Origin of the sequence: Frigoribacterium sp. CG_9.8 (assembly GCF_015751965.1) — a bacterium.
Classification (GTDB): Bacteria; Actinomycetota; Actinomycetes; order Actinomycetales; family Microbacteriaceae; genus Lacisediminihabitans.
This window is the reverse complement of sequence record NZ_JADOVH010000001.1, coordinates 121,848-138,121: the sequence shown is the minus strand read 5'-3', so window position 1 is coordinate 138,121 and position 16,274 is coordinate 121,848. Positions and strand designations below refer to the sequence as shown.

The window sequence follows — 16,274 nt, the reverse complement described above, 5'->3', positions numbered from 1 at the left end:
CCCGCACCGAGCTAGACGACGGACAGCTGGGCGGCAACAAGTTCCGCGATCTGCACCGCGTTGAGTGCTGCGCCCTTACGAAGGTTGTCGTTGCTGATGAACAGCGCGAGGCCACGTGCGTTCGGCACGCCCTCGTCTTGCCGGATGCGCCCGACATGCGACGGGTCGGTGCCGGCTGCCTCGAGTGGAGTCGGGATGTCGGAGAGCACCACGCCCGGAGCATCCGCCAGCAATTGTTTCGCCCGCGCCACGGTGATCGGCCTGGCGAACTCGGCGTTGATCGAGAGCGAATGCCCGCTGAACACCGGCACGCGCACGCAGGTGCCGCTGACCAGGAGGTCGGGAAGCTCGAGGATCTTGCGGCTCTCGTGACGCAGCTTCTTCTCCTCGTCCGTCTCGAACAGGCCATCGTCGACGAGGTTACCTGCGAACGGGATGACGTTGAACGCGATCGTGCGTGGAAAGGTCGTTGCCGCCGGGAAGTCAATAGCTGAGCCGTCGTGCACGAGACTGCGCGGATCCTGTTCGATCGCTGCTTTCGCCTGCGCGTACAGCTCTTCTCCGCCGACCAGCCCGGCCCCGGAAACCGCCTGGTAGGTGCTCACGATCAGTCGCTGCAGGCCGGCCTCGGCATCCAGAACCTTGAGGATGGGCATCGCCGCCATGGTGGTGCAGTTGGGGTTTGCAATGATTCCCTTGCGTGCCTCGGCGATCGCGTGCGGGTTGACTTCGCTGACGACGAGGGGCACATCGGGGTCCATGCGGAAGCCGGACGAGTTGTCGATGACCATGGCGCCCGCGGCGGCGAAGCGCGGAGCCTGGGCCTTCGACGTAGTAGCGCCGGCCGAGAAGATTGCGATGTCGATGCCGGTGGGATCGGCCGTGGAGGCATCCTCCACCACGATTTCCTCGCCCTTGAACGACAGGGTACTTCCGGCAGACCTGGCCGACGCGAAGAAGCGGATGCGTCGCACCGGGAAGCCGCGCTCCTCCAAAAGCCGACGCACCACGGCACCGACCTGACCGGTGGCGCCGACGACGGCGATGGTGACACCTGCTGCGGGGCTGGCTGCTGCGGGGCTGGCTGCTGCGGGGTCGGCACAGGTGCTCATCGTCCGGTACCCCCGTGCACCTGTGCAAGCTCGTCGGCATCGAGATCGAAAGCCTTGTGCACGACGCGAACGGCTTCATTGATCGTGTCTGCACGGGTCACGACGCTGATGCGGATCTCGCTGGTGGAGATCATCTCGATGTTGATTCCGGCCTCGAACAGCGCGGTGAAGAGCTTTGCCGAGACTCCGGCGTTGGTGCGCATGCCGGCACCCACGAGCGCGAGCTTGCCGATCTGGTCGTCGTACTGCAGAGAAGCGAAGCCGGCTGTTCCTTTGTTGTCTTCGAGCGCCTTCAGCACCTTGGCACCGTCGGCCTTGGGGAGGGTGAACGAGATGTCGGCCAGGCCGGTCGCGGCCGTCGAGACGTTCTGCACGATCATGTCGATGTTCGCATCGGTCGACGCGACGATCGTGAATATCTGGGCGGCCTTGCCCGGAACATCGGGGACTCCCACAACGGTGATCTTTGCCTCGTTCAGATCGGCGGCTACACCGGCGATGATTGGCTCTTCCACGGCTTCGCCTTCTTTCGGATTGACCACGAGGGTGCCCTCGTTGTTGTTGAACGACGAGCGCACATGAAGCGTAACGCCATGCCGACGGGCATATTCCACTGCGCGAATATAGAGGACTTTGGCTCCGGCGGCCGCAAGCTCCAGCATCTCCTCGCTTGTGATCCGGTCGATCTTGCGGGCAGCAGGCACGACCCGGGGATCGGCGGTGAAAATGCCATCGACATCCGTGTAGATCTCACACACGTCAGCGTTGAGGGCGGCAGCAAGCGCGACAGCAGTGGTGTCTGATCCGCCGCGTCCGAGGGTGGTGATGTCTCCGGTGCCACGGTTGAAACCCTGGAAACCGGCGACGATCGCGATCGCCCCCGCGTCGAGAGCGGCGCGCACCCGGATGGGGGCGACATCCACGATGCGGGCGCTGCCGTGTTTTGCGTCCGTACTGAGGCCGGCCTGGCTGCCGGTGTAGGACCGTGCCTCCTGGCCCATGCTCTTGATCGACATGGCAAGCAGCGCCATCGAGATGCGCTCGCCCGCTGTGAGCAGCATGTCGAGCTCTCGGCCAGTGGCGATGGGGGTGACCTGATTGGCGAGCTCCAGCAGCTCGTCCGTAGTGTCACCCATCGCCGAGACCACGACGACGACCTCGTTGCCCGCCTTGCGGGTTTCGACGATGCGCTTGGCTACGCGCTTGATGCTCTCCGCATCGGCAAGCGATGAGCCGCCGTACTTCTGCACGATCAAGCTCACGTGGTACTCCTGGGGGTAGGGATGCCGACTGCTGGCCGACTCCCCATCCTAAATGCTGCTCGGGTGTGTGCCGGCTCTGTGACGTGGGGCCTGGTTTTTGACTTGGTTTTCGATCTAATTCTCTACTAGGCGACGGCCCTCAAACGCGCGACCCAAGGTCACCTCATCGGCGTATTCGAGATCACCGCCGACCGGGAGCCCCGAGGCCAACCGCGTGACCCGCAGGTCGAGATGCATGAGCATTCGCGACAGATAGGTGGCCGTCGCCTCACCCTCGAGATTGGGATCGGTCGCGATAATCACCTCGGTCACCACCCCATCGGCAAGTCGCTGCATCAGCTGGCGGATGCGCAGGTCATCCGGTCCGATGCCGTCGATTGGGCTGATGGCGCCACCGAGCACGTGATAGAGCCCCTTGAACTCGCGGGTGCGCTCAATCGCCACGACGTCCTTCGCCTCTTCGACCACGCAGATCGTCGCGGGCGAACGACGCGGATCGCGGCAGATGCCGCAGAGCTCTTGCTCCGTTACATTGCCGCACACGTCGCAGAAACGCACCTTTTCCTTGACCGTCATGAGGATCTCGGCGAGGCGGGTGACATCGAAAGTCTCGGTCTGCAGAATGTGGAAGGCGATGCGCTGCGCTGACTTCGGGCCGATGCCGGGCAGACGGCCGAGCTCATCGATCAGGTCCTGGACGATTCCGTCGTACACGGCTACTGCTCTCTCGGGGCGACCCGGGGGGGCACGGTCTGTTCTTCGATGAAGCTTGCCCCGAGGATCTCGCGCACCACGGATTCGCCGTAGCGCTGCTTACCGTCGGCGGTCGCGACCGGAGCCGCACGTTTCGGTGCCGCCCGCTCCGGCTTCTCAGCCTGCGTGGCGACCGGCGGGGGCATCCGCTTCGGCTCTGGCATGGTCCTTGGCTTAGTTTCTGGCTCGGCGTCCGTGATCACCGCGGTCTCCCACGTGGCACCGGAGGGGACCGGCGGCTCGATGTCCGGCGCGGTCGGCTCAGGCGCCTCCTGCTGCTGCTGTTGCTGTTGCGGCGCGGCAGGGGCTTCGGATGGCGCGAAGGGCTCGTCCACCCGGGCCGCTTCCGCGCGTGCAGTTAGCAGCGGTCGGAATCCGAGAACGTCGTAGACCGCCTGCTTGAGGAAATCGGAGACGCCCTCGCCGGGGGTCGTGCGCTGCTTGAGCGCGTCCACATCAGTCTGGCTCGCGAACGAGAGGTCGAGGATGTTGCCGTCGCGCAGAGCGAGTGGCGTCGCTGTGTATACAACCATCCACGCGCTGCGCTTGGCTTTCTCGATCCGCTCGAGGATCTCGGGCCAGCTGTCCTTCACCTGCTGGAAGGTGACGACGCTCGGCAGGACAGGAGCAACTGGAGCCGGCTCCGGGGTATCGGCCGGCCTGAACCCGTAGACCGGGCCGGGAGGCGCGCTGGAGAGGGCGGGAGGCGCGCTGGAAAAGGCGGGAGCCTCGCTGGAAAGAGCGGGAGCCTCGACACTCTCGCCGGTACGTGCTCCGTGAGCGTTGGGGGTTTCTATTACGGCACTCGCTACTCGAGCAGCCGGGGCAGTGGCGGCGGGTGCCGCCGGGTCGACGACACCGATGCGACGTTCCAGTCGCTCGACGCGCGCGAGGGCGCCACGGTTGGTCTCATCGCTGGCGGGCACGAGCACCCGCGCGATCATGAGTTCGAGATGGAGGCGGGGGGATGTCGCGCCAGTCATCTCGGTGAGGGCCGCATTGGCGACATCCGCAGCCCGCGAAAGCTCCGCGGTACCAAATCTGCTTGCCTGCTGAGCCATCCGGTCGAGCTCATCGGCTTGGACACCGCGCAGAACAGCCGCAGCTCCCTGGCCCGTCGCGCTCACGATAATGAGGTCACGCAACCGTTCGAGCAGATCCTCGACGAACCGACGTGGATCCTGGCCGGTTTGAATCACGCGGTCGATCGCGGCGAATGCGGCCGAGGCATCCCGAGCACCGAGCGCGTCGACGACCTCGCTGAGCAGGGCACCGTGGGTGTACCCGAGCAAGGCCACCGCACGCTCGTATTGCACGGATGAGCCTTCGGATCCGGCGATGAGCTGGTCGAGCAGAGACAGAGTGTCGCGAACAGATCCGCCACCGGCACGCACCACGAGCGGGAGCACGCCGGCCTCGACATCCACGTGCTCACTCACGCAGAGCGACTGCACGTACTCAAGCATCTGCGCGGGCGGAACAAGCCGAAACGGATAGTGGTGGGTTCGCGACCGGATGGTGCCGATGACCTTCTCCGGCTCGGTCGTCGCGAAGATGAACTTGACGTGCTCCGGCGGCTCCTCGACGATCTTGAGGAGCGCATTGAATCCCTGAGGTGTCACCATGTGCGCCTCGTCGAGGATGAAGATCTTGTAGCGATCCCGGGCCGGGGCGAACACGGCGCGCTCCCTCAGATCACGAGCGTCGTCGACTCCGTTGTGACTTGCGGCATCGATTTCGACAACATCCATCGATCCACCGCCATCACGGCTCAGCTCGATGCAACTCGGGCAGATTCCGCACGGGGTGTCGGTCGGGCCCTCGGCACAGTTCAGGCAGCGAGCCAGGATGCGGGCGGATGTGGTCTTGCCGCAGCCGCGCGGTCCGCTGAAGAGATACGCGTGGTTGACCCGGTCATTTCGCAGGGCGGTGCGCAGCGGATCGGTCACCTGCGACTGCCCGATCAGCTCGGCGAAAGTCTCTGGCCGATAACGGCGATACAGGGCGGTGACCACCGGTCAAGACTACCGCCAGCCACCGACGCGGCCGAAGGTGGTTGCCGCAGGTTGGCGCAGGTTGGCGCAGGTTGGCGCAGGTCGGCGCCCATCCGGAATCACCGGGGTGCGCACCGGAGCCGACCCAAACTACGCGAGTTATGCAGGGGCGTACGGTTGAGGTATGCGTATTCTCATTGCCGGGGGGCACGGAAAGATTGCCCTGTTACTCTCTCGCCAGCTCGCGGATGCAGGCCACGAGCCAGTCGGCATCATTCGAAACCCCGCCCAAGCGGCGGACATTCGAGCCGCCGGAGCCGTGCCGCTCGTGCTCGACCTCGAACACTCGACCATCGACCAAGTCGCCGCGGCTCTCGCCGGGGCAGACGCCACAGTATTCGCAGCCGGAGCCGGCGCTAACAGCAACGCCGACCGCAAGCTGATGCTCGACCGCGATGGCGCCATCCTGCTCGCCGACGCCTCCGTGCGTGCGGGAGTCCGGCGCATGATCGTGGTCTCGTCGATGGGCGCTGACGGGTTCGACGCGGACTCTGACGACGTATTCCAGATTTATCTGCGAGCGAAGAGTGAAGCGGATGCTGCGGTACGGCAGCGGGAGCTCGATTGGACGATCGTGCGCCCCGGTGCCCTCACGGACGAAGAGCCCACCGCGCTCGTGACCGTGGGCAAGACTGTTGACCGGGGCAGCATTGCCCGAGCGGATGTTGCCGCCATCATCCTCGCGCTGCTGGTGGATGTTTCCGGCGTCGGACGACAGTTCGAAGTGATCTCGGGCCAGACACCCATCACCGAAGCACTTGCCGCTCTCCCGCTCGACTAGTACCGAACCAGCCGTCCAACCAGCCACCGAAGGGTCATCTTCGCAGCGTCAGTCCGATCAGGAAGCTGCGAAGTTGACACCTGGGCGGGGAAAACGCACCAGCGCGTAGACCTGGCGGGCGATCTCCAACTCCTCGTTGGTGGGGATCACCAGCACCGCGACTGGCGAACCGTGTGGCGAGATGAAACGGGCCGCACGCGAGACGAGCTCGTTGCGATCGGGGTCGACCGAGATGCCGAGAAACTCCAGCCCGGCGAGCGTACGCCGACGCAGTAGCACGTTGTTCTCTCCCACTCCTGCGGTGAACACGAGCGCGTCGAGCCCACCCAGGTGCGCGATATAGGCACCGATGTACCGGCGAACGCGATGCCGATAGACGGCGAGCGCGGCTTCCGCCGTCGCGTCCCCCCTCGACGCGGCATCCTGCACGTCTCGCATGTCGCCGCTGCCGGTGAGCCCGAGAAGTCCGCTCTTGCGGTTGAGCAGGGTATCGAGTTCGTCGAAGCCGAGTCCCGCCTCCCGATGCAGGTGGATGAGCACGGCCGGGTCGACATCGCCGGATCGGGTTCCCATGACGAGCCCCTCGAGCGGGGTCATCCCCATGCTGGTCTCGACGGAGACTCCGCCATCGATCGCCGCGACGGATGCCCCGTTGCCGAGGTGTAACACGATGGTCTTGAGCTCGGACAGCGGCCGATCGAGAAAAATGGCCGCCTGCTCGGAGACGTATTTGTGTGAGGTTCCGTGGAATCCGTAGCGCCGCACCCGGTATTTTTCGGCGAGCCCTGCGTCGATCGCGTAGGTGTAGGCGGCGGCGGGCAGCGTCTGGTGGAATGCCGTGTCGAAGACGGCGACATGAGGCACGTCCGCAAGCGCCTTGCGTGCGGCGCGGATGCCCTGCAGGTTCGCCGGATTGTGCAGCGGTGCGAGGGCCGAGAGTTCATCGATCTGCGACTCCACCTCCGCGGTCACGAGGGTCGCCCGGTCGAAGGTCGATCCGCCGTGCACCACCCGATGACCGACCGCGACGATCTGCGTAGCCGACCCCAGCTTCTCGAGCACCTGCCGCATTCCGGCCTCGTGGTCTGCGGTTCCGGATCCGGGCTCGCCGATCCGCTCGATCAGGCCACTCAGCGCGACCTCCTCGGTCTCGACATCGATGAGCTGGTATTTGATCGAGGAAGAACCGGAGTTGACCACAAAGATCTGGGTCATCGCACGTCCCCATGCATCGCCTGGGCCTGGATCGCCGTGATCGCCACCGTATTCACGATGTCCTGCACGAGAGCCCCACGCGAGAGGTCGTTGATTGGCTTGCGGAGGCCCTGCAGCACCGGCCCGATCGCTACCGCCCCCGCACTGCGCTGCACCGCTTTGTAGGTGTTATTGCCGGTGTTGAGATCGGGGAAGATGAATACCGTCGCCCGGCCGGCCACCTCGGAGCCCGGCATTTTGGACCTGCCGACCGCGGCATCCACAGCAGCGTCATACTGGATCGGCCCCTCGACGAGCAGGTCCGGCCGACGCGAGCGCACGAGCTCTGTCGCGGTGCGCACCTTCTCGACGTCCGCTCCGGCTCCCGAGGCGCCGGTCGAGTACGACAGCATCGCGATCCGCGGCTCGATCTGGAACTGGATGGCCGTGGTCACTGACGAGATCGCAATGTCGGCGAGCTGGTCGGCATTCGGGTCGGGATTGACGGCGCAGTCGCCGTAGACGAGCACCCGGTCCTGGAGACACATCAGGAACACACTCGACACCACCGAGACACCGGGATCGGTCTTGATGATCTCGAACCCGGGCCGGATGGTGTGCGCGGTCGTGTGCGCGGCCCCCGAGACCATGCCATCGGCGAGGCCAAGGTGCACCATCATCGTGCCGAAGTAGGAGACATCCGTCACGGTGTCGCGGGCTTCTTCAAGGCTCAACCCCTTGTGGGCGCGGAGCCGGGCGTATTCCACCGCGAACCGCTCGCGCAGCTCCGCATCGAAGGGGCTCAGGATCGCGGCATCCGCAATATCGAGCCCGAGGTCGATCGCCCGCGTGCGGATCTCACTCTCATCGCCCAGGATCGTCAGGTGTGCCACGCTGCGCCGCAACAGCGTGGAGGCCGCTTTCAGGATGCGGTCGTCGGAGCCCTCGGGCAGCACGATGTGCTGGGGAGCAGAGCGGGCCCGGTCGAGCAGGTCGTATTCGAACATGAGCGGGGTGACCACGTCGGTGCGGCTCACATCGAGCAGTCGCAGCAGCACGTCCGCATCAACATATTGCTCGAACAGCGCGAGTGCGGTGTCGTATTTACGTGAGGATTCCGGGGCGAGGCGCCCGCGGGTTTGTGTGATCCGCAGTGCGGTGTCGTAGGTTCCGAGGGAGTTGCGGATGATCGGAAGGGTGTTGTCGAGACCGTCGATGAGCAGCGCGATCTGGGGCAGAAGCTCGAAACCCCCGTTGAGGATGATTGCGGCAACGGAGGGGAAGGTCTCGGCGGCGTTGGCCATCAGCACGGCGAGCAGCACATCCGCCCGGTCTCCCGGAACGACGACGACGGCGCCCTCGATGAGTCGGGTCAGCACATTTTCCATCGACATCGCCGCTACGACCACGCCGAGCGACTCACGGCCGAGTAGCGCAGGATCGCCCTTGATCAGGGTGCCGCCGACCGCCTCCATGAGCGAGGCGATGCTGGGGGCGATGAGAAAGCGGTCCTCCGGAATCGCCCAGACCGGCAGGTGAGCACTCTCCGCCTCGACGGCCTCGATGATCGCCCCCATCCGGTGCGGATCGGCGCGGTTGATCACGATTCCGAGCATGTGGGCGTGTGCGCTGTCGAGCTCCTGGCGGGCGAGCGTGAAGACCTGGCGCAGGTCATCGGGGCTGCGGCTGCCCGCGGCATCCGCCTGTTGGCCACCGAGCACCAGAAGCACCGGAGCCCCGAGGTTGGCGGCGATGCGCGCGTTGAATCCGAGTTCGGTCGGGCTGCCGACATCCGTATAGTCCGAGCCGAGGATCACGACGGCGTCACACTGGCGTTCGACGGCCTTGAAGCGCGAGACGATCTGACTGAGCGCGGCTTCCGGATCGGCATGCACGTCGTCGTAGCTCACGCCGACACACTCGTCGTAGTCGAGGTCGACACCATCATGGGCGAGCAGCATCTCAAGCACGTAGTCGCGCTCGTCGCTCGACCGGGCGACCGGGCGGAACACCCCAACCCGTCCGGTTTCATGGCTGAGCGTATCGAGAACGCCGAGGGCTACCGTCGACTTGCCGGCATGACCTTCGATGGAGGTGATGTAGATGCTGCGGGTCACAAAGCAAGCCTAGGCTCCACGCCCCGACGCAACCTGCGTGCCCGAAAATGTAGCGGCTCCTCGCGCACCCGCCAGAGCCCGGTTACCCTTGCTACGTTTCCGTCCTGGGGGAATTGGCCTGGGTGGCGCCACGCGAGGAGCCTCCGACAGCTTAGCCGCATCAACGCCCGATCGTCTCCGACCGGTGCCACGGTCGGGTACGCTATATGTTGGTCTCCAGCTCAGGCTGGCCAGGAGAATTCGCCTAGTGGCCTATGGCGCACGCTTGGAAAGCGTGTTGGGTGCAAGCCCTCGGGGGTTCGAATCCCCCATTCTCCGCATACGATCTGCACGGCCGCCCGGCCACAACCGGGTGTGGCTCAGTATGACGAGCCTTCCATCACACCCGCACGGTGCGATCCTCGAGCCCCCAGGCCTGGCCGTAGCCGCCCTGCGCCTCGGGAAGTGCCATGAGGTCGAGAAAAAGCTCAGCGTCGAAGGCTTCCGGGCCGAGTACCCCGATACCACTCCACGCCCCGGTGGAGAGCAGTTCGAGTGCGATCACCGGGTTGAGCGCGGTCTGCCAGACCACGCACTGGGACTCGTACTCGGCCATCGTCCACTCGTTATCGGCGAGATGGAAGAGGTACACGGCCTTCGGCGCGCCATCGAGCCCTAGTCCGGTGACCCAGAGGCCGGCACAGGTCGTGCCGCTCATCCGCGGCCCGAGGCTTGCCGGGTCGGGCAGCCCGGCGGCCACCACATCGCGCGGAGCCACCTCGACCGGGCCGCCGGCGGAGCGCACCCGCACCGGCGCTGTCTTATCCAACCCGAGCTGATGCAGGGTCTTGAGAATGCCGATGAACTCGTTACCGAGACCGTACTTGAAGGTCGCGCGCTTGGCGTCGACCCAGCGCGGCATCAAGAGCACTTCTTCGTGTTCAACATTGACGCACTCGACCGGGCCGATACCCCCGGGAAATTCGAATATCTCCGGTTCACTGAATGGTTCTGTCGTGTACCAGCCGCGATCCTTTTCCCAGATCACCGGCGGATTGAGGCACTCTTCGATGGTGGTCCAGATGCTGAATGAGGGCGCAAAGATCTCGTTGCCCAGGTCATCGCGCACCACGAGGTTCGCGCCGTCGCGCACTCCGAGTTCGTCGATCTCGCTGAATAGGTGGTCGGCGGCGTAGCGGGCGAACACGTCGCTGAGGCCCGGCTCGACCCCGATGCCGACGAGTGCGAGGCGCCCGGCCAGCTCCCAATCGGGAGCCTGGGCGAACTGGTCGTCACCGAGCTTCACCCCGGTCTCGGAATACGGATCGGACGGATGCGGCTCGGACAGGCTCATCGCCATATCGAGGTAGTCCGCCCCTGCGGCGAGCGCGCCAGCGAAAATCGTCGGCACGAACTTGGGCTCCACGGCATTCATCACATGGGTCACCGCGTGGGCCATCGCGACGGCGGCAACGTCGTCCGGATCGGAGGCGTCAATCCGGGCCGCCACAAATCGTGTTCCCTGCGCACCGTGCTTCGCCTCGATCCAGGCGATAGTCGCCTCTGCTCGTGCGAGGTCGTAATCGCAGACGACCATGGTCTCGAAGAATGTACGACGGGCAGCGATCTTCGCGATCGCGTTGCCCACGCCACCGGCGCCGATAAGGAGGATTCTCATACCCTGACGTTAGCGGGTGGCGGGTGGTTCGGCCTCGGTCGGATGGACCGGCCCGACGCGGTTCTCCCGCTCCGTGAACAGCCGGTGGGCGAGCGGCGCCCAGACGATCACCGCGACCGCGCTGCCGAGCACGAGTCCCCCGACGGTGTCGCTCAGCCAGTGCGCCCCGAGGTAGGTGCGGCTGAGAAGCATGATCACCGTGTAGACCACGCCCGCGGCCCAGATCCAGACCCGGCGCAACACCAGCGCAAGCACCACGGTCATGGTGGCGGCATTAGCCACATGCCCGGACGGGAACGACCCGGGATCCGCTGCCACCAGCATGTCCACCGGGCGCGGCCTTCCGTAGAGGTTCTTGAGCAGCTGCACGAGACCCGCGCTCACAATCGTCGCGATCGCAAAATATCCGGCGGCCCATCGCATCCGGAACAGCAGCAGGAGCAGGATGACCGCGAGCGGCACGACGATGGTGCCGATGATGCCACCGCCGATGTTGTTCATCACCAGTGCCGGTACGGTCCAGAATGCGGATCGGTGCTCGACCAGCTCCCCGAGGAAGGCGAGATCGAAGGAAAACGGCAGGTTGTTCTCCCGGTAGGCAATGACCGCCCCGAGACCAGCGACGAGCAGCACGGCCATGCCTCCGCTCACGAGCGGCCAGCGCCGGCTAATCTGCGCCGCCTGGCGCTCTGGAGCTGACATGGTCAGCGCCCGAGTGCTGGCACTGTGCGCGGACGCACCACACTCCACAGGGCGATCACCGACACCGCCGCAGTCGACGCCATCACCGTAGCCATCGGTACCGCGCTGTGGATGCCGAACAGGCCGACGAGTGGCGAGACGAGCCCGGCGAACCCGAAGTTCACCGCTCCCAGAACGGATGCCGCGGTGGCAGCCTCACCGGCATGGTTCACCAGTCCAAGCACCTGAACAAGCGGAAAACCAAAACCGCAGGCCGCGATGTAGAACCAGAGCGGGATCAGGATGCCGAGCAGCCCCACGTTGAGCGTATCGAGGAGCACGATGGTGAGCGATGAGATGAGCAGCACCAGCGTCGAGAAGGCGAGGATCCACTGCGGTCCGACCCGGCGAACGAGTCGCGAGCTCACCTGCACACCGGCCACGACGCCGAGGGAATTGATGGCGAACAGCAGTCCGAACTCTTGCGCGTTGAGTCCGTAGACCTCCTGGAACAGGAAAGAGGAAGAGGAAAGATAGGCGAACAATCCGGAGAAGGTCATCGCGCCGATAATGGCCACCCCCACAAAGATGCGATCGCTGAAGATCGCTCCGTAGCGCTCGCGTGCGGTGCTGTGCCCGGTGTCGGCCCGGCGGGCGGGCGGCAGGGTCTCGACAATCAGGAAGACCGCGGCGAACACCACGAGCACCCCGTATACAGTGAGAAAGACAAAAATTCCGCGCCAGTCGACGAAGCGCAAAAGCTGCGAACCGATCACCGGAGCAAAGATGGGGGCAAGCCCGCTCACCAGCGCGAGCCTGGACAGCATCCGCACCAGCGGCACACCGCCGAACAGGTCGCGCACCAGCGCCATCGCCACAACCCCTCCAGCGGCGGCACCCATACCCTGCAGCACCCGGAAGAATCCGAGCCAGACGATGTCGGGAGAGAGCACGGCCCCGAGGCTGGCGAGCACGTGCACGGAACTTGCCACGATGAGAGGGGTACGCCGGCCCACCTTGTCGCTCCACGGACCAACGAGCAGCTGGCCGAACGCGAATCCGAGGGTCGTCGCGGTGAGTGTGAGCTGGATGATCGTCGGTGACACCGAGAGATCTCTTTGCAGGGCGGGGAATGCGGGCAGGTAGAGGTCGATCGTAAATGGACCGAGAGCGGTGAGCGCACCGAGCACTATGACGTAGACGAGCCGCTGCCGTCGCGAAAGGGAATCTCCGGGATGCAGGGTAGTCGTCACTTATAGGACTAACGGCCTCAGCTGCCGACTATTCCCTGCACTGCCCATCTTCTTCGAGCAGCGCAGTCCCGGCCGCCGCGCAAACCACCACGGCCGCGCGTAGGAGCATGTCCGCGCACGGCCGTGATGGTCCAGATGCTAGCTGCGCAGAATCGACCCGCCCGCTCGCACCCGCGACACCGCATCGACAGTTGCAGCAAGGATGAGCACGCCACCGGTGACGAGGAAGTTCACGCCGCCCGGGAGATTGAGCAGGCCGAGTCCGTTGGTGATGACGGCGATCACGAGTGCCCCGACGGCAGCATGGATCAGACGCCCGCGACCGCCGAAGAGGCTCACTCCGCCGACGACAGCAGCAGCAACACCGCTCAGGACGATATCGCGGCCGAACGCGGCATCCACTGATCCGACTTTGCTTGCACTGAAGACGCCGGAGATGACGGCGAGCGTCGAGCACACCACGAAGGCGGCCCACTTGATGCCGACGACCTTGATCCCTGAACGACGTGCGGCCTCGGGATTGCCGCCGACGGCATAGAGATACCGACCGAACTTGGTGCGGTCCAGTACGAAGGTGCCGATCCACAGCACCAGGAGGGTGATGGGAACAACGATCGGCACTCCGGACACCGCAAGGAATCCGGTGCCGCGGTTCTGGCTGAGCAGACCGACGACTACGCCTCCGAGCACGGCAATTATTGCGAGCCGGATCCAGAGCAGGGCGATCGTGCGACTGGCAACACCGGCCCGTGATCTCCGACGCCGGTCGAGGAGCGTTGTCACCAGCGTGATGGTGAGGATCAGGGCGAGCATGACCCATCCGCCCCACACCGGGAGGTTGCTGTTCTGGATGGCGATGATCTCCGGCTGCTGGATTCGATAGAGACCGCCATCGCCGATGATGATGAGCTGGAGTCCCTGGAACCCCAGGAACAGACCGAGGGTCACCACGAACGAGGGGATCCCGACTCGAGCAACAAAGAACCCGATGAACAGGCCGATCACCACACCGGTGGCCAGCGAGATGAGCAGCGCCAGAACCCAGTTCATCGCGAGGCCACCCGGGTTGGAGAGCACCACAAACAGTGACATGGCAACCCCGGAGGTCACCCCGGCCGAGAGGTCGATTTCTCCGAGCAGGATGACGAAGACCAGAGCCATGGCGAGCATGACGAGCGTTGCGGCCTGGGTCATCAGGTTCGCAAAATTACGCTCGGTAAAGAAGTACGGGCTGAGAGTGGTGAACAGCACACACAGCACGACGAATCCGGCCACCGCAGGAAGGGCTCCCATTTCACCGCTTCGGACACGCTGGATGTAGCCGGTCACCTGCTCACGGAGCCCGCCGTCCTGCCCGCTGCCGATGACACCGGGTGGGCCCGCCGTGGGGAGATCCTGAGAAATTATTGCGGTCACGCTGACACCTCGATGTAGGTCTTGCTCCCGGTGATGTAGCCGACGACGTCGTCGCTTGTCGTGCGCGATGTCTCCACCGACGCGACCATCTGGCCCAGATAGAGCACGTTGATATAGTCGGCGACCTGAAAGACGTCGACCAGGTTATGACTGATCATGAGCACGCCGACGCCCCGCTCGGCCAGCCGCTTCACCAGCGCGAGCACCTGCTCGGTCTGCGCGACACCGAGCGCCGCCGTCGGCTCGTCAAGGATGACGACCTTCGCCGACTTGAGCACAGAGCGCGCGATTGCCACGGTCTGCCTCTGTCCACCAGAGAGCGACGAAACTTTCTGACGCACCGACTTGACCGTGCGCACGGAGAGGGATTGGAGGGTCTCGGATGCCGCGCGCTCCATCTTCCCTTCGTCGAAGGTGCCGAGCTCGATATCTTCACGACCCAGGAACATGTTTTGCACGATGTCGAGGTTGTCGCAGAGTGCGAGGTCCTGGTACACAACCTCGATACCGAGGTGAGCCGCTTCACGAGGGTTGTGCAGGGCCACCGGTACGCCCTGGAATTTCACCTCACCCTCGTCGTAGGGCTGCACCCCGGCGAGTCCTTTGATCAGGGTCGACTTGCCAGCGCCGTTGTCTCCAACGAGTGCGGTGATTTTGCCCGGATAGACCTTGAGCGAAACGCCTTTGAGAACGCTCACTGGTCCGAAGCTTTTCTTCACGTCGGTCAATTCGATGATTGGCGCATCCATGACGGTTCCTTTCTTGATGCACGCTAAAGACGATGCTGCGGCGATGCGAGAGTTGTCGCATCGCCGCAGCATCGGCGGGATCGCGCGCCGTGAGTTACCGACGCGCGACCCCAGTGGTGTGTCCCTGTTCAGGGACGTTTAGCTGCTACTTGACGCCGTACTTCGTGCAGGCTGCGGCAACATCAGCGGTGCAGATGTCGGACGCCTTCGCGTCGCCTCCATCGATGACCGTCTGCACCTTGTCGGCCGTGACGAGCACGGGAACAACCGCGATGAACGGCTTGCCGTAGAGCATGGTCGCCGAAGTCGGCTTCTCGCCCTTCAAAAGTGCGATCGCGAGGTCTGACGCAGCGGTCGCTTCGAGCTTGAACGGCTTGTAGACGGTGGCCGTCTGCTTGCCGAGGAGCACGTTCTGCAGACCTGCTGTTGAGGCATCCTGACCCGAGACCGGAACCTTCAACATGTTCTTGTCGAGGACCGTGATGACGCCGGCAGCGTTGGTGTCGTTAGCGACCCAGACTGCGTCGACCTTGCCACCGAGAGAGGTCAGTGCCTGCTCGAAGTTGGTGGCGGACTTATCGCCGTCCCAGACTCCGACTGGCTCAGCGGCTGGCTTGATGCCGGCAGCGCTCATAACCTTGACCGCACCATCGTGGAACAGCTTCGCGTTTCCGTCGGTGGGGTCACCGCCCATGTAGACGACCTTTGCGGTGGCGGCATCTTTTCCGGCAGCCTTGAGGCCGTCGACGATCGACTGTCCCTCCAGGGCTCCGACCTTCTCATTGTCGAACGACACGTAGTAGTCGGCCAGCATCGACGGCGCGTCCTTCGAGCCGGTCGTGATGGGACGGTCATATGCGATGACGGGGATGCCCTGCTTCTGCGCCTTCTGGGTGACGGCAACGGCTGCACCGTTGTAATCAACCAGAATCATGACGCCGCAGCCCTTGGTGAGCAGCTGGTCGGCAATGGTGGCGTACTTGTTGGTGTCGCCCTGAGCATTCTGGATGTCGGCGGTGAAGCCAGCCGCGGTGAACGCGGACATGAGTGCGGGGCGGTCACCGTTTTCCCAACGCGGCGACGACGCCGAGTCCGGAAGGATGACACAGGCGCGCTTGGGCGTCGCTGCCGCGCTGCTGGTGGTGCTGCTTCCGCCTGACGCGCATCCGCTCAGCAACAGTGCTGAGGCGGTGACGACGACGGCGACAGAGATCCATGAAGAGGTCTTCATTTCACTCCCTTTCT

Annotated in this window: 13 protein-coding genes, 1 tRNA gene and 1 other RNA gene; 2 read left to right on the top strand and 13 right to left on the bottom strand. The window is 64.6% G+C overall.

What is annotated here, in order from left to right; genetic code table 11:
- Nucleotides 1-11: 11 nt before the first annotated feature.
- From IWX88_RS00705 to IWX88_RS00690, 4 genes are all read right to left on the bottom strand, one after another.
- Nucleotides 12-1,112, bottom strand: a complete 1,101-nt coding sequence (locus tag IWX88_RS00705) for an aspartate-semialdehyde dehydrogenase (RefSeq protein ID WP_196826488.1) — start codon at nt 1,110-1,112, stop codon at nt 12-14.
- On the bottom strand, nt 1,109-2,374 hold the full coding sequence (locus tag IWX88_RS00700) for an aspartate kinase (RefSeq protein ID WP_196826487.1): 1,266 nt from the start codon (nt 2,372-2,374) through the stop codon (nt 1,109-1,111). Before IWX88_RS00700 ends, IWX88_RS00705 begins: the two co-directional genes overlap by 4 nt.
- Nucleotides 2,375-2,488: 114 nt before the next feature.
- A complete protein-coding gene (gene recR, locus IWX88_RS00695) occupies nt 2,489-3,088 on the bottom strand; it encodes a recombination mediator RecR (protein ID WP_196826486.1) in 600 nt (199 codons plus the stop codon).
- Nucleotides 3,089-3,090: 2 nt separating this feature from the next.
- Nucleotides 3,091-5,142 carry a DNA polymerase III subunit gamma and tau gene (locus IWX88_RS00690; protein WP_196826485.1) on the bottom strand — a complete coding sequence of 684 codons (2,052 nt, stop codon included), beginning with the start codon at nt 5,140-5,142 and terminating at the stop codon, nt 3,091-3,093.
- A gap of 163 nt (nt 5,143-5,305) precedes the next feature.
- Between IWX88_RS00690 and IWX88_RS00685 the strand changes: the two genes are divergently transcribed.
- Nucleotides 5,306-5,962: an NAD(P)H-binding protein gene (locus IWX88_RS00685; RefSeq protein WP_196826484.1), complete on the top strand. Its 657-nt coding sequence runs from the start codon at nt 5,306-5,308 to the stop codon at nt 5,960-5,962.
- Between the two features lie 57 nt (nt 5,963-6,019).
- On the opposite strand, the gene IWX88_RS00680 is transcribed toward IWX88_RS00685, so the two are convergent.
- The 3 genes from IWX88_RS00680 to ffs form a co-directional block, all read right to left on the bottom strand.
- A complete protein-coding gene (locus IWX88_RS00680) occupies nt 6,020-7,177 on the bottom strand; it encodes an acetate/propionate family kinase (RefSeq protein ID WP_196826483.1) in 1,158 nt (385 codons plus the stop codon).
- Nucleotides 7,174-9,273: a phosphate acetyltransferase gene (gene pta / locus IWX88_RS00675; RefSeq protein WP_196826482.1), complete on the bottom strand. Its 2,100-nt coding sequence runs from the start codon at nt 9,271-9,273 to the stop codon at nt 7,174-7,176. The genes IWX88_RS00680 and pta overlap by 4 nt, the downstream gene beginning before the upstream one ends.
- Before the next feature lie 48 nt (nt 9,274-9,321).
- An RNA gene (ffs, locus tag IWX88_RS00670) (signal recognition particle sRNA small type) lies at nt 9,322-9,418 on the bottom strand.
- Nucleotides 9,419-9,506: 88 nt separating this feature from the next.
- On the opposite strand from ffs, the gene IWX88_RS00665 reads away from it, so the two are divergent.
- A tRNA-Ser gene (locus tag IWX88_RS00665) sits at nt 9,507-9,591 on the top strand.
- 61 nt (nt 9,592-9,652) lie between these two features.
- Here IWX88_RS00665 and IWX88_RS00660 read toward each other — a convergent pair.
- The 6 genes from IWX88_RS00660 to IWX88_RS00635 form a co-directional block, all read right to left on the bottom strand.
- Complete coding sequence (locus IWX88_RS00660) at nt 9,653-10,930, bottom strand: saccharopine dehydrogenase family protein (protein WP_196826481.1); 1,278 nt, start codon at nt 10,928-10,930, stop codon at nt 9,653-9,655.
- A gap of 9 nt (nt 10,931-10,939) precedes the next feature.
- The gene (locus IWX88_RS00655) at nt 10,940-11,632 is read right to left on the bottom strand and encodes a phosphatase PAP2 family protein (RefSeq protein ID WP_231368711.1); all 693 of its coding nucleotides are present in this window, start codon (nt 11,630-11,632) and stop codon (nt 10,940-10,942) included.
- 2 nt (nt 11,633-11,634) lie between these two features.
- A complete protein-coding gene (locus IWX88_RS00650) occupies nt 11,635-12,864 on the bottom strand; it encodes a multidrug effflux MFS transporter (protein WP_196826480.1) in 1,230 nt (409 codons plus the stop codon).
- A gap of 138 nt (nt 12,865-13,002) precedes the next feature.
- Entirely contained in the window at nt 13,003-14,280 is a 1,278-nt protein-coding gene (locus IWX88_RS00645; RefSeq protein WP_370568118.1) for a sugar ABC transporter permease, read from the bottom strand.
- Nucleotides 14,277-15,029 carry an ATP-binding cassette domain-containing protein gene (locus IWX88_RS00640; RefSeq protein ID WP_196826479.1) on the bottom strand — a complete coding sequence of 251 codons (753 nt, stop codon included), beginning with the start codon at nt 15,027-15,029 and terminating at the stop codon, nt 14,277-14,279. Before IWX88_RS00640 ends, IWX88_RS00645 begins: the two co-directional genes overlap by 4 nt.
- Nucleotides 15,030-15,174: 145 nt before the next feature.
- Nucleotides 15,175-16,260: a sugar ABC transporter substrate-binding protein gene (locus tag IWX88_RS00635; protein ID WP_196826478.1), complete on the bottom strand. Its 1,086-nt coding sequence runs from the start codon at nt 16,258-16,260 to the stop codon at nt 15,175-15,177.
- Nucleotides 16,261-16,274: the final 14 nt, after the last annotated feature.

Coding starts and splice junctions, on each gene's coding strand:
- IWX88_RS00705 (WP_196826488.1), bottom strand. CDS start 1,112: ATGAGCACCTGTGCCGACCCCGCAGCAGCCAGCCCCGCAGCAGCCAGC.
- IWX88_RS00685 (WP_196826484.1), top strand. CDS start 5,306: ATGCGTATTCTCATTGCCGGGGGGCACGGAAAGATTGCCCTGTTACTC.
- IWX88_RS00680 (WP_196826483.1), bottom strand. CDS start 7,177: ATGACCCAGATCTTTGTGGTCAACTCCGGTTCTTCCTCGATCAAATAC.
- IWX88_RS00660 (WP_196826481.1), bottom strand. CDS start 10,930: ATGAGAATCCTCCTTATCGGCGCCGGTGGCGTGGGCAACGCGATCGCG.
- IWX88_RS00655 (WP_231368711.1), bottom strand. CDS start 11,632: ATGTCAGCTCCAGAGCGCCAGGCGGCGCAGATTAGCCGGCGCTGGCCG.
- IWX88_RS00640 (WP_196826479.1), bottom strand. CDS start 15,029: ATGGATGCGCCAATCATCGAATTGACCGACGTGAAGAAAAGCTTCGGA.
- IWX88_RS00635 (WP_196826478.1), bottom strand. CDS start 16,260: ATGAAGACCTCTTCATGGATCTCTGTCGCCGTCGTCGTCACCGCCTCA.